Consider the following 12158-nt stretch of genomic DNA (forward strand, 5'->3'; position numbering starts at 1 on the left):
TCGTAGCGCGCCGCGGGCGGCGGGGCCGGGGCGGGCTCCGCGGGGGACGCTGCGCCATGCCACGCCATCGGCCGCAGCAGCGTGCCCACGGTCGGCAGGGCCGACGCCGACGCCATCACGGTGGCGCCGTCCTGCCGCTGGTGCAGCCACGAGATGCGCAGCAGCTGGCGCACGTAGCGGTCGGCCACGGCGGGCTTGCCGGCCGCGCGCGCCAGCTGCGTGATCATGAGCAGCACCTGCGGGTCCTTCGCGAGCGGGCCGATCTCGCGCTCGGCCATCTCCAGCGCGTCCGCGGGGCGGTTGCCCGACTGCAGGGTGCGCACCGCGGCGAGGTAGTACTCCTTGGCCTTGCCCGCGTCGGGCGTGGCGCTGCGCGCCAGCAGGTACAGCTCGGCGGAGCCGGCGTAGTCCGACTGGCCGAGCGCCTCCTTGGCGGCGCGCTCGTAGAGCTGGGCCGCCTCGCGCGGGTCGGAGGCTTCCTCGGCCATCCGGCGCGTCATCGCGGCGCCGAGCACCCGGTCCTGCAGTTCCGCGGCGCGGCGGGTGAGGAGCACGCGGCGCTCCAGCGGCCAGGGCTCCGCGGACAGCACGCGCAGCTGCCGCAGCAGGTCCTCGCGCATCGCCTTGCGGTAGGTGGCCTCGCGCTCGGGCGTGCGCTGGTAATCGGTGTACGACAGCTCCCAGAGCGCCCAGAGGGCGTCGCGGTGGATCTGCGGGTCGGGCGAATCCAGCGCGGGCTGCAGCGTGGCGCGTGCGTCCGCCATCTGGCCGACGGCGATCTGGCGCTGCGCGAGCAGCAGCCGCAGCCGGGGGTTGTCCGGGTCGCTGCGCAGCAGGTTGTGCAGGTAGGCCACCGAGAGCGCGGAGTTCTCGGTCTCGGCCAGGCGGCGCTCCAGATCCTGCCGCGGATAGAGCAGCCAGAGCCCGCCGCCCACCATGCCGGCGAGCAGCGTGATCAGCCAGGGCGGCGCCAGGACGGGGCGCTCAGCGTGCTGGGCACTGGAGCTGGATTTGCGCAGCAGCATGGGTCAGTCGGAAGGCGAGGACATCGTTGCCGCCAGGGGGGGCGGTGGAGCGTTCGGGGGAGAGCGTGCGCTGGTCGGCGCGCACCTGGCAGCCGCGCGCGTTGGCGAGGCTGAAGGCCAGGGGCGCATGGCCCTGGAGCCGGAAGTCGGTGCGCGTGCCGTCGGCGGCCACGCTCCAGTCCGCGAGGCGCGCGTTGGCGTCGACGAGGTAGGGCAGGGGCCGTGCGGGAACGGGTGCCGATGCCGATCCCGGTTCTGCCGGGGCGGCGGCGGGTGCTTCGGCGCCGGTCAGTCCCGCCGCCGGGGCCGGGGCCGCCGACGTCTGCGCCGTCCGCAGCCAGGCCGAGCCGCCCGCCAAGTGCACGTAGAGCCCCTCGGCGCCGCTGCGGTAGCCGGCCACGTTCCGGCTGGCCGCGATCTGCGGCGTGCCGAGCGCGGCGGGCAGCCGCAGCGTGCGCAGTTCGCCGTCGCCGCGCACGCGCCAGCCGCCGCCGTCGCGCGCGATGGCGATGGTCTGGAAGTCGCGCACCTTGCGGATGTATTCGGACGCGAACACGGGATGCAGCGGCTGCGCGATCGCCCAGCCGTACACCTTGTGCAGCGCCGTGAGGCCCGCGCGCTTGCTGGCGGAATACACGTGGTAGTAGATGTCCACCGGCTTCAGGCGCCGGGGCTTTTCCGTCATCTCGAAGCTCTGGATCACCTGCTCGAACCCGTAGTAGGGGCCCTTCCAGAGGTTGGTGTAGATGTTCTCGTTGGTGATGGGCGCGTACACCTGCAGGTAGCCGTTCTTGCGGATGCCGAAGGCGCCCACCGCGGTGAGCGACGGGTTGGTGCGCGTGATGGAGGTGTCGCCCCCGTTCATGTTGAGCAGGCCCGCGCGCTCGGTGATCTCCAGCGCCTCGGCGCTGGGCGCGGTGTCGCCCGACCACAGCAGGATCTTCACGCGCTTGTCGGGCGGCGCGAGGCGGCTGTTGATGTATTCGGTGGAACCCACGATCTCGCGGCGCAGGTCCATCGTGTAGCCCGGCACGTCCAGGCTCATCGCGGCCTCGGAGTTGTCGTTGAACAGGCCGTGCCGCACGCTGCGGTCCCAGAGGAACGGGTGCGAGTAGGTGTGGCTCGCGATCTCCACGTGCGGCAGGCGGAACATGCGCCGCGCGATGTCCTCCATCTCGGCACTGGTCTCGGGGTGCAGGCCGTGCGGTGCGACCTCGGCCTCGATCACCGACATGGTCTGCGGCACCTGGGTGTACTTCTCGAAGATCTCCTTGAGGAGCACGGCGCCCGCGTTCGGGCTGCCCGCCAGCTCGGCGCGCGAGGGGAATCCGTCGCCGTCCACATGCGAGAACAGCAGGCGCCGGCCGTTCTCGGTGGTGACGTCGGGCACCGGCAGGGGCTGCAGCCGCAGCGCCTGCGTGAGGAAGGCGAACGGGTCGACCATCCAGCGCGCATAGTCGGTGCCGGGCACTTCCGTCACCACGAACGGATCGACGACGAAACCGCCCCACGGCAGGATCGCGCCGCCCAGGTAGGAGGCGCCGCGCGCATCGCGGTGTTCGATCAGCGCGCGGGCCGGCTGCTGCGCCGGAGCGCCGTTCTTCAGCACCCATTCGAAGCGCGAGCCGCTGGAGGGCTGCACGGCCAGCTCGAAACCCATCATCGCGTCCTGGGCGGCGACCTTCTGCTCGCCGCGCGGCGGGCTCGCATTGCCCTTGATGCCCAGGGCCTCGTTGAACTGCCGGTCGAGCGCGAAGCCGAAGTTGCCCATCACGGCGAGCGGCATGCGCTCGCCCAGCCGCGCGAGCAGCCACTGGTTCACCGTGCGCACGCGCCCCTCGGGCAGGAAGCCCGAGAACCAGGTGACGATGCCGGCGTACCGGTCCTGGAAGACGCCTTCGGGCAGCGGGTTGCGGACGTCGGCATAGTCCACCACGTAGCCCATGTGGTTGAGCGGCATCTGCAGGAAGCGGTGGGGCGACGCATAGTTGAGCGACGCCGATTCGCCGCCGTAGTAGAGGATGAGCACGCGGCGCGGCACCAGCTCGACACTGCCCACGCCCACGGTGCCCACCTGCCCGTCGGTCACCCAGGGAATGAAGCCCAGGGCCTTGATGCGCCCGGCCGTCGCGCGGGTGAGTTCCCGGTCGGCGGGCGGCACGTAGTCGATGGCCAGCACCGGCAGCCCATCGCGCTCGTGGATGGTGCGCAGCTGCCCCAGCAGCCATTCCCGGTCGGAGGCCTTCACTTCCTCGTAGCGGCGCGTGCCGGCGTTCCATCCCTGGAAGAGCGATTCGGCGGCGACCATCTGCACCTTGTCCTTGACCCGGGGCACGATCTCGAAGCCCCGGTTCAGGATCAGCCGGATGCCGGGAAAGCGCTGGTGCAGCGTCTCGATCACCCGCACCAGGCCCTGCTGCTGCGCCGCCTCGTCGAACTGCTTTGCCAGCCGGTACGAATCCAGCGTGTCGAGGAAGAAACCCCGATAGCCTTTCTCCCACAGGGGGGCGACCACCCGGGTGGCGAAGAATTCGGGCCACTCGGCGGGCGTCTGGTCGACCACCTCGGAGTTCCAGGCGCCGTTGCGGGCCATCTTCCAGGCCGCCGGAATGTCGCCGAAATAGGGACGCGAGGACTGCACCTCGGCGACCGACACGTAGGCGTACAGGGCGCTGCCGGTCTTGGCGAAGGCCTGCGGGTCGTAGCCGTGGCCGGGTTCGACCACCACGATGTCGAACACCTTCAATTCGGCCAGCGGGGCCGCCGGGCCGTAGTGCAGGGCCACGGCCGGCGGAGCGGCCCAGCCCGCGACGCACCACGGCGCCAGCAGGCAGAAAAACAACAGTCTGAGGCGTCTGGACACGGAAATTCTGGTCTTATGGAAGAAACATCCAGGGTTTACCCCCGGGCTCTGAACACGTCTCCGGAGCGTTTCCCTGTCACCTCGGACAGCCGCTCCCTCCTATGGCGCACATCGTGTCTCAACAGGCGCGCCGTCGTCCTCTTCATAGAAAAAAACAATTCATTATATTATTTTGATAATTATCATTTCATACGATGAATTATTCGATTCCGCCAGATGGGTCATGAGATCTCGCATTTCAGCGCCCCAGGCGGGCACGGACGCAGGTCAGGACGTGCATATGCGTAGATACGCAGTCCAGAATAGGCCGGATTCAACGGGAGAACATCGTGATACTTGTGACGGGCGGGGCCGGATTCATCGGCTCGCACACCTGCGTGGCACTGGCCGAGGCCGGGCTGCCATTCCTCATCCTCGACAACTTCTGCAACAGCCGCCGGTCGGTGCTGGAGCGCGTGGGACGCATCACGGGCCGGGTGCCGGACCTGGTCGAGGGCGATGTGCGCGACGAGGCCCTGCTGGCCCGCATCTTCGCCGAGCACCGCATCGAAGCCGTGATCCATTTCGCGGCCCTGAAGGCGGTGGGCGAATCGGTGCGCGAACCGCTGTCGTACTACGACAACAACGTGGCGGGAACGGTGTCGCTGCTGCGGGCGATGCGCGCGGCGGACGTCCGCACCCTGGTGTTCTCGTCGTCCGCGACGGTGTACGGCGAGCCGGCGTCGCTCCCGATCCGCGAGGACTTCCCGCTCTCCGCCACCAATCCCTACGGGCAGAGCAAGCTCATGATGGAGCAGGTGCTGGCCGATCTGGACGCCTCCGAGCCCGGCCGCTGGCGGATCGCGCGGCTGCGCTATTTCAACCCGGTGGGCGCGCATGAGAGCGGCCTCATCGGCGAAGACCCGCAGGACGTGCCCAACAACCTGCTGCCCTACGTGGCCCAGGTGGCCGTGGGACTGCGCGAGCGCCTGAGCATTTATGGCGGCGACTATCCCACGCCGGACGGCACCGGCGTGCGCGACTACATCCACGTGTGCGACCTCGCCGACGGGCACGTGGCGGCGCTGCGCTACCTGCGCGCGCACCCCGGCCTGCTCACGGTGAACCTGGGCACGGGGCGGCCGGTGTCGGTGCTGGAGATGGTGCAGGGTTTCGAGCGCGCGAGCGGGCGTCCCGTGCCCTACCAGGTGGTGGCGCGGCGCCCGGGCGACGTGGCCGCCTGCTGGGCCGATCCCGCGCTGGCCGAGCAACTGCTGGGCTGGAAGACCCGCCACGGCCTGGAGCGCATGTGCGAGGACGCCTGGCGCTGGCAGGACGGCGTCGCGCGCACCTTGCAGGCGGGCTGACGTCGGCCGCCCGCGGCTGCTGTGCGGGGGGGCCGCGCCCGGCCCGTCCGCTGCACCTTGCCAGGGGCTGCGCAGCGCGGGCCGGCCCGCTACGGCATCAGGCGGCGGGCGCCGCCGCGCCCGGGGTGCCGGCCGGGGGCGCGTCGTCGGGCTGCGTGTCGAGCGTGGCCGCATGCACGGCCGCGTCTTCTTCCGACAGCAGCGCGCCTTCCCACTTCGCCACCACGGCGGCGGCGATCGAGTTGCCGACGGCATTGGTCGCCGAGCGGCCCATGTCCAGGAACGTGTCCACGCCCAGGATCAGCAGCAGGCCCGCTTCGGGAATGTGGAACTGGTTGAGCGTGGCGGCGATCACCACCAGCGAGGCGCGCGGCACGCCGGCCATGCCCTTGGAGGTGAGCATCAGGATCAGCAGCATGGTGATCTGCGTCTCGATCGGCAGGTGGATGCCGTAGGCCTGCGCGATGAACAGCGTCGCGAACGTGCAGTAGATCATCGAGCCGTCGAGGTTGAAGGAGTACCCCAGCGGCATCACGAAGCTCGACACGCGGCGCTTCACGCCGAACCGGTCGAGCGCGTCGAGCAGCTTCGGGTAGGCGGCCTCGGAGCTCGCCGTGGCGAACGACAGCAGGAAGGCTTCGCGGATGTTGCGCAGCAGCCTGAACACGCGCCCGCGCAGCGCCACGAAGCCGGCGGTGACGAGCAGCGTCCAGAGCAGCACCAGGCCCAGGTAGAACTCGCCCATGAACACGGCGAACTTGAGCAGGATGCCCAGGCCGTTCACGGCCACGGTGGCCGCCATGGCGGCGAACACGGCGGCGGGCGCGAAGCGCATCACGTAGCCGGTGATCTTGAGCATGGCGTGGGAGAGTTCCTCCACGCAGCGCACCAGCGTGCGGGCCTTGTCGCCGAGGCTGGCGAGCGCGATGCCGAAGAACATCGAGAACACCACGATCTGCAGGATCTCATTGTTGGCCATCGCCTCGGCGAAGGATTTGGGCACGAGGTGGTTCACGAACTCCTTGAGCGTGAACTTGCCCGTGGCCAGCTGCGTCGCCTGGTGCGTGTCCGGCAGCGGCAGGCCGAGGTTGGCGCCGGGCTGCAGCACGTTCGCGAGGATCAGGCCCAGCGCCAGCGATACCAGCGAGGCCGTGAGGAACCAGGCCATGGCCTTGAGGAACACGCGGCCGACCGACGAAGCGTCGCCCATGTGGGCGATGCCCACCACCAGGGTGGAGAACACCAGCGGCGCGATCAGCATCTTGATCAGCCGCAGGAACACGTCCGAGATGATCGATATGTAGCCCGCCACACCCGCCTTGTCCGCGACGTGGGCGTTGATCAGGTAGCCGGCGAGGATGCCGAGCAGCATCGCGACCAGGATGCTGACGGTGGGGGGGAGTCTTCTTTTGTTCTCTGGCATGGTGCAGGGCAGAAAATGGGCAATGGCCCCCCGGCGCTCTCCGGGCACCGTGGCGGGGACGCGCATTGTCGTTCAAGACGCGGCGCGCGCCCCGGCCCGCGCGTGCCGTTCTTGCGGCGCCGCAAGGGGCCGCACTCCTACAATCCGAAATATGCCGAACCCTGCCTCCGCCGCCGCCGCGGCCTCCGTTCCGATGTTCCCGGACCTCCCCGCGGTCCGGCTGCAAACGCCCCGCGCGGGCTCCGCCACCGTGGCGCTCCAGGGGGCGCAGGCCGTTTCCTGGACCACCGCGGACGGCGTCGAACGCCTGTTCCTGAGCCCCGTGTCGTCCCATGACGGCCACACCGCGATCCGCGGCGGGGTGCCGGTCTGCTGGCCCCAGTTCAGCCAGCGGGGGGCTCTGCCCAAGCATGGGTTCATGCGAAATTTGCCTTGGAAATGGGTGTCCGAGCCGTCGGAAGGCGCCGGCGCCCGGGCCGTGCTGGCGGTGCAGGACGATGCCGCGACCCGCGCGCTCTGGCCGCACGCCTTCGCCGCGCGCCTGGAGGTGGAACTGGCGGAAGACACGCTGCGGATCGCGCTCACGCTGCGCAACCGGGGCGATGCGCCCTGGTCGTTCACCGGCGCGCTCCACAGCTACCTGCGGGTGGCGGACATCGCCGCGGCGCGGGTGGACGGCCTCGATGGCTGCGCCCGCTGGGACGCCGCGACCGACCGCCGCGGCGTGCAGGAGGGCCCCCTGACGTTCGACGGCGAGTTCGACCGCGTGTTCGATGCGCCCGGCGCGCCGCTGCGCGTGGAGACCGGGCTGGGCGTGCTGTCGGTCACCCAGGGCGGGTTCGCCGAGAACGTCGTCTGGAACCCCGGCGCAACGCTCTGCGCCAAGCTGCCCGACATGCCGCCGGACGGCTACCGCCACATGCTGTGCGTGGAATCCGCCTGCGTGCATGTGCCCGTGGAGCTCGCCCCGGGTGCCGAATGGACCGGCTGGCAGCAACTGCAGGTCGTCCGCTGAGGCGGCACCGCCGCTCTCCCGTTTTCCGCTTTTCTTCCCCGATCCCCTTCTTGCAGGACCGCCCATGCTGGCCAAACGCATCATTCCCTGTCTGGACGTCACCGGAGGCCGCGTCGTCAAAGGCGTCAACTTCCTCGAGCTGCGCGACGCCGGCGATCCGGTGGAGATCGCCGCGCGCTACAACGGCCAGGGCGCGGACGAGCTCACTTTCCTCGACATCACCGCCACGAGCGACGGCCGCGACCTGATCCTGCCGATCATCGAATCCGTGGCCAGCCAGGTCTTCATTCCCCTCACGGTGGGCGGCGGCGTGCGCACGGTGGAAGACGTGCGGCGGCTGCTGAACGCGGGCGCCGACAAGACGAGCTTCAACTCGGCCGCCATCGCCAACCCGGACGTGATCGATGCCGCTTCCGCCCGCTACGGCGCCCAGTGCATCGTGGTGGCCATCGACGCCAAGCGCCGCACGCCCGAGGAAGCCGCCCGCCCGGGCCCGGACGGCGCGCCGCGCGGCGAAGGCTGGGACGTCTACAGCCACGGCGGGCGCAAGAACACCGGCCTGGACGCCGTGCAGTGGGCGACCGAGATGGCACGCCGCGGCGCGGGCGAGATCCTGCTCACCAGCATGGACCGCGACGGCACGAAGTCGGGCTTCGACCTGGCGCTGACGCGTGCCGTGAGCGATGCGGTGAGCGTGCCGGTGATCGCCTCGGGCGGCGTCGGCGGCCTCGACGATCTGGCCGACGGCGTGCAGCAGGGCGGCGCGGACGCGGTGCTGGCCGCGAGCATCTTCCACTACGGCGAATACACCGTGGCGCAGGCCAAGGCGCGCATGGCCGAACGCGGCGTGCCCGTGCGGCTGTGAGCCGATCTCCCGGACGGCGTCCGGGTTCATGCTGCAGTGCAGCAAAATGGCGGAGAATGGGGCGATGAACTGGCTCGACGAAGTGAAATGGGATGCGCAGGGCCTGGTGCCCGTGATCGCGCAGGAAGCGGCCACGGGCGACGTGCTCATGTTCGCCTGGATGAACCGCGAGGCGCTCGGCAAGACCGCCGAACTCGGCCGCGCGGTGTATTTCAGCCGCTCGCGCGGCAAGCTGTGGTTCAAGGGCGAGGAATCGGGCCACGTGCAGACGGTGCACGAGATCCGCCTCGACTGCGACAACGACGTGGTGCTGCTCAAGGTGACCCAGCTCGGCCACGAGCCCGGCATCGCCTGCCACACCGGCCGGCACAGCTGCTTCTTCAGCGTCCTGAAGGACGGTGCCTGGCAGGCCGTCGATCCGGTCTTGAAAGACCCTGAATCCATCTACAAGTGACAGCGATGACGAACGTTCCTTCCTCTGCGGCCGCCGCGCCGTCCGTGCATTCCGGCGACGCGCTCGCCCGGCTCGCCGCCGTGATCGAGAGCCGCAAGCCGGCCAACGGCGGCGATGCCGACAAGAGCTACGTCGCCCGCCTGCTGCACAAGGGCCCGGACGCCTTCCTCAAGAAGATCGGGGAAGAGGCGACCGAGGTGGTCATGGCCGCCAAGGACGTGGACCATGGCGCCGAGGCCTCCAAGCTCGTGTACGAGGTGGCCGACCTGTGGTTCCACTCCATGATCGCCCTGGCGCACTACGGCCTCGCGCCCGCCGACGTGGTGGCCGAGCTGGAGCGTCGCGAGGGCACGAGCGGCATCGAGGAAAAGGCGCTGCGCAAATCCCTGCAGCGCGCCGCCGACGAATCCCAACCCTGAGGACCGCTGCCATGGACCGCAACGACATCACCGACATCGACCTCGACGCACGCGCCGACGGCCTGAAGACCGTCGGCTGGGTGAGCTACATCCTGCACCTCATCGTCGCGGTGGGGGCCGTCATCCCGGGCGCGCAGCCCGGCGCGGCCCTGCTCATCATCGCCCTCGTCATCGATCTGGTGAAGAAGGGCGATGCCGAGGGCACGTGGCAGGCCTCGCATTTCTCCTGGCGCATCCGCACCGTGGTCTGGGCCGGGGTGCTCTACCTCGTCACCGCGCCGCTCTGGCTGCTGTTCTTCTTCCCCGGCTGGATCGCCTGGGGCCTGATCTCCATCTGGTTCCTCTACCGGATCGTGCGCGGCATGGTCGCCATGAACAAGGGCCAGGCGATCGATGTCTGATCCGGCCGCGCCGGCACCGGGATCAGTGCCGCTCAACCTCGCGCTGCAGGGCGGGGGATCGCACGGCGCGCTCACCTGGGGCGTGCTCGACGCCTTGCTGGAAGACGGCCGCTTCCACTTCGAGGGCATCAGCGGCACCAGTGCGGGAGCCATGAACGCCGTCGCGCTGGCCTCCGGCTTCGCCCAGGCCGCCCGCCAGCACCCCGATCTGCGCGGCGAGGAACTGCACCTGCGCGGCTGCGCCATGGCCCGCGAATCGCTCGCCCGGCTCTGGGAGGGCGTGGGCGCGATGGGCAGCCTGATGTGGGGCGTGCCGCTCGCCTCCACGCCGTTCATGGGGATGGTGTCGCAGTGGCTCTCGCCCTACCAGACCAATCCGCTGGGCATCAACCCGCTGCGCCGCCTGCTGGAGCGCGAGGTCGACTTCGACGTGCTGCGCGACGCGCCGGGGCCGCGCGTCTTCGTCTGCGCCACCAACGTGCGCACCGGCCGCGGCGTGATCTTCTCCGGCCAGCGCCTGAGCGCCGACGCCGTGATGGCGTCGGCCTGCCTGCCGCTGCTCTTCAAGGCGGTGCAGATCGAGGGCGAGCCCTACTGGGACGGCGGCTACTCCGGCAACCCGGCACTGCACCCGCTCATCTACAAGACGCGCTGCGCCGACATCCTGCTCGTCCAGATCAACCCCATCGAGCACCATGCGCTGCCCGACAGCGCCGCGGACATCATGGAGCGCATGAACGAGGTGACCTTCAACGCCAGCCTGCTGGCCGAGATGCGCGCCATCGAGTTCGTGCGGCGCCTGCTGGCCGAGGGCAAGCTGGACGCCCAGCGCTACAAGAGCGTGCGCATGCACCGCATCGACGGCGGCTCGGTGCTCGCGGAGTTCGGCGCCTCGAGCAAGCTGCGCGCCGACCTGGCCTTCGTGCGCCAGCTGTTCGCGCTCGGGCGCGCGTCGGGCCAGGCCTGGATCGCCCGGCACCACGGCGACATCGGAGTGCGACCCACGGTGAACATCGCCGACAATGCCTGACGCGTTTCCCGATCCGATCCATTACCCCGCCATGCACGATCCCGACTGCCTCTTCTGCAAGATCATCGCCGGCCAGATCCCCTCGCGGAAGGTCTACGAGGACGACGAAGTCTTCGCCTTCCACGACATCCACCCCGCCGCGCCCGTCCACTTCCTCATGGTTCCCAAGGAGCATGTGCACTCCATGTCCGGTGTCTCCGACGCGCATGCCGGCCTGCTCGGCCGCATGATGGTGCTGGCGCCGCGGCTGGCGCTGGAGCAGGGCTGCAATCCGTACCCGGACGGTGGTTTCCGCATCGTGGTGAACACCGGCACGGAAGGCGGCCAGGAAGTGCACCACCTGCATCTCCACGTTATGGGCGGCCCACGCCCCTGGCTGAAGGGCTGAACCGCCCCCGGCGGCGGTCAGGGATATGAAACTTCCATGACATGCGCCGGGTCTAGAATGAACCGTATTCGTTAGGAGATTTCCATGGGTTCCTTTTCCATCTGGCACTGGCTGATCGTGCTGCTCATCGTGGTGATGGTGTTCGGCACCAAGAAGCTCAAGAACATGGGCTCCGACCTGGGCGGCGCCGTGAAGGGCTTCAAGGACGGCATGAAGGACGGCAGCGCGCCCGACGTTCCGCCCACCACGACCACCACCACCGCCCCCCCGGCCGGTCAGGTGACCAACCAGCAGGTGCACGCCGCCGACAAGGGCACGATCGACGTCGAGGCTCGCCACAAGGGCTGACCGGCGCTGTCGTCTTCCCGCACTGAACCGCCTTTGCTGCTGATTTCACCTCCATGATCGACATCGGCTTGTCCAAGATGGCGCTGATCGGCGCCGTGGCGCTCATCGTCATCGGTCCCGAAAAGCTGCCGCGCGTCGCCCGCACGGTGGGCACGCTGCTGGGCAAGGCACAGCGCTACGTGTCCGACGTGAAGGCCGAGGTCAACCGCTCGATGGAGCTGGACGAGCTGCGCAAGATGAAGGACACGGTGGAGGCCTCCGCGCGGGACGTCCACCAGAGCTTCCAGACGCACGCCAGCGAGTTCCAGAAGGACTGGCAGGAGCACGGCCCCGGCAGCACGCCGGCGGACGGCTCCGGCCTCGACCACGACCCGTACGCCCCCCTGGCGCCCATCGTTCCCACCTACCGCCATCCCGGCAAGAACTGGCGCCTGAAGCGCAGTGCCACCCCGCAGTGGTACAAGGCCCGTGCCGGCGTGCGCACCAAGGCCCAGTCGGGCGCGGCGCGGGTGGCGCGCTTCCGGCCCCGCAAGTTCCAGTGATTTCCCGCTGACGGCCGCGTCCGCGCGGCCCCGCGGGGC

General features: G+C 69.7%; 13 protein-coding genes. 10 read left to right on the forward strand and 3 right to left on the reverse strand.

All coding sequences use genetic code 11. The features are described from left to right. Window positions 1-1025 (reverse strand): tetratricopeptide repeat protein (locus Q9R47_RS15390; RefSeq protein WP_311234076.1); only part of this gene is annotated, 1025 nt, incomplete at its 3' end. Then, complete coding sequence (locus Q9R47_RS15395) at window positions 985-3888, reverse strand: bifunctional glycoside hydrolase 114/ polysaccharide deacetylase family protein (protein WP_311234077.1); 2904 nt, start codon at window positions 3886-3888, stop codon at window positions 985-987. The genes Q9R47_RS15395 and Q9R47_RS15390, both read right to left, overlap by 41 nt. 329 nt (window positions 3889-4217) lie before the next feature. On the opposite strand from Q9R47_RS15395, the gene galE reads away from it, so the two are divergent. Then, window positions 4218-5234, forward strand: a complete 1017-nt coding sequence (galE, locus tag Q9R47_RS15400; protein WP_311234078.1) for a UDP-glucose 4-epimerase GalE — start codon at window positions 4218-4220, stop codon at window positions 5232-5234. A 97-nt stretch (window positions 5235-5331) separates the two neighbouring features. Here the strand turns inward: galE and Q9R47_RS15405 are convergent, their stop codons facing one another. Next, complete coding sequence (locus Q9R47_RS15405; RefSeq protein WP_311234079.1) at window positions 5332-6657, reverse strand: dicarboxylate/amino acid:cation symporter; 1326 nt, start codon at window positions 6655-6657, stop codon at window positions 5332-5334. A gap of 151 nt (window positions 6658-6808) precedes the next feature. Here Q9R47_RS15405 and Q9R47_RS15410 point away from each other — a divergent pair, with 151 nt between their 5' ends. From Q9R47_RS15410 to tatB, 9 genes are all read left to right on the forward strand, one after another. Then, window positions 6809-7672, forward strand: a complete 864-nt coding sequence (locus Q9R47_RS15410) for a D-hexose-6-phosphate mutarotase (protein WP_311234080.1) — start codon at window positions 6809-6811, stop codon at window positions 7670-7672. Window positions 7673-7736: 64 nt separating this feature from the next. Continuing rightward, window positions 7737-8537, forward strand: a complete 801-nt coding sequence (gene hisF, locus Q9R47_RS15415) for an imidazole glycerol phosphate synthase subunit HisF (protein ID WP_311234081.1) — start codon at window positions 7737-7739, stop codon at window positions 8535-8537. A gap of 46 nt (window positions 8538-8583) precedes the next feature. After that, on the forward strand, window positions 8584-8991 hold the full coding sequence (gene hisI / locus Q9R47_RS15420; RefSeq protein ID WP_311234082.1) for a phosphoribosyl-AMP cyclohydrolase: 408 nt from the start codon (window positions 8584-8586) through the stop codon (window positions 8989-8991). Between the two features lie 5 nt (window positions 8992-8996). Then, window positions 8997-9410: a phosphoribosyl-ATP diphosphatase gene (locus tag Q9R47_RS15425; RefSeq protein WP_311234083.1), complete on the forward strand. Its 414-nt coding sequence runs from the start codon at window positions 8997-8999 to the stop codon at window positions 9408-9410. Between the two features lie 11 nt (window positions 9411-9421). After that, entirely contained in the window at window positions 9422-9811 is a 390-nt protein-coding gene (locus tag Q9R47_RS15430) for a hypothetical protein (protein ID WP_311234084.1), read from the forward strand. Beyond that, window positions 9804-10841: a patatin-like phospholipase family protein gene (locus tag Q9R47_RS15435; RefSeq protein ID WP_311234085.1), complete on the forward strand. Its 1038-nt coding sequence runs from the start codon at window positions 9804-9806 to the stop codon at window positions 10839-10841. The genes Q9R47_RS15430 and Q9R47_RS15435 overlap by 8 nt, the downstream gene beginning before the upstream one ends. A 31-nt stretch (window positions 10842-10872) precedes the next feature. Then, the gene (locus Q9R47_RS15440; protein WP_163884786.1) at window positions 10873-11229 is read left to right on the forward strand and encodes a histidine triad nucleotide-binding protein; all 357 of its coding nucleotides are present in this window, start codon (window positions 10873-10875) and stop codon (window positions 11227-11229) included. A gap of 84 nt (window positions 11230-11313) precedes the next feature. Then, window positions 11314-11577, forward strand: coding sequence for a Sec-independent protein translocase subunit TatA (gene tatA, locus Q9R47_RS15445; protein WP_311234086.1), 264 nt, complete (start codon window positions 11314-11316; stop codon window positions 11575-11577). Between the two features lie 53 nt (window positions 11578-11630). Then, window positions 11631-12119 carry a Sec-independent protein translocase protein TatB gene (tatB, locus tag Q9R47_RS15450; RefSeq protein WP_311234087.1) on the forward strand — a complete coding sequence of 163 codons (489 nt, stop codon included), beginning with the start codon at window positions 11631-11633 and terminating at the stop codon, window positions 12117-12119. Window positions 12120-12158 lie beyond the last annotated feature (39 nt).

Origin of the sequence: Acidovorax sp. PRC11 (assembly GCF_031844105.1) — a bacterium.
Classification (GTDB): domain Bacteria; phylum Pseudomonadota; class Gammaproteobacteria; order Burkholderiales; family Burkholderiaceae_C; genus Paracidovorax.

Excerpts from the sequence above, each read along its gene's own strand:
- Q9R47_RS15435 (WP_311234085.1), top strand. The coding sequence starts at position 9,804 with ATGTCTGATCCGGCCGCGCCGGCACCGGGATCAGTGCCGCTCAACCTC.
- hisF (WP_311234081.1), top strand. The coding sequence starts at position 7,737 with ATGCTGGCCAAACGCATCATTCCCTGTCTGGACGTCACCGGAGGCCGC.
- Q9R47_RS15440 (WP_163884786.1), top strand. The coding sequence starts at position 10,873 with ATGCACGATCCCGACTGCCTCTTCTGCAAGATCATCGCCGGCCAGATC.
- Q9R47_RS15405 (WP_311234079.1), bottom strand. The coding sequence starts at position 6,657 with ATGCCAGAGAACAAAAGAAGACTCCCCCCCACCGTCAGCATCCTGGTC.
- tatB (WP_311234087.1), top strand. The coding sequence starts at position 11,631 with ATGATCGACATCGGCTTGTCCAAGATGGCGCTGATCGGCGCCGTGGCG.
- hisI (WP_311234082.1), top strand. The coding sequence starts at position 8,584 with ATGGCGGAGAATGGGGCGATGAACTGGCTCGACGAAGTGAAATGGGAT.
- tatA (WP_311234086.1), top strand. The coding sequence starts at position 11,314 with ATGGGTTCCTTTTCCATCTGGCACTGGCTGATCGTGCTGCTCATCGTG.
- Q9R47_RS15410 (WP_311234080.1), top strand. The coding sequence starts at position 6,809 with ATGCCGAACCCTGCCTCCGCCGCCGCCGCGGCCTCCGTTCCGATGTTC.
- Q9R47_RS15425 (WP_311234083.1), top strand. The coding sequence starts at position 8,997 with ATGACGAACGTTCCTTCCTCTGCGGCCGCCGCGCCGTCCGTGCATTCC.
- Q9R47_RS15430 (WP_311234084.1), top strand. The coding sequence starts at position 9,422 with ATGGACCGCAACGACATCACCGACATCGACCTCGACGCACGCGCCGAC.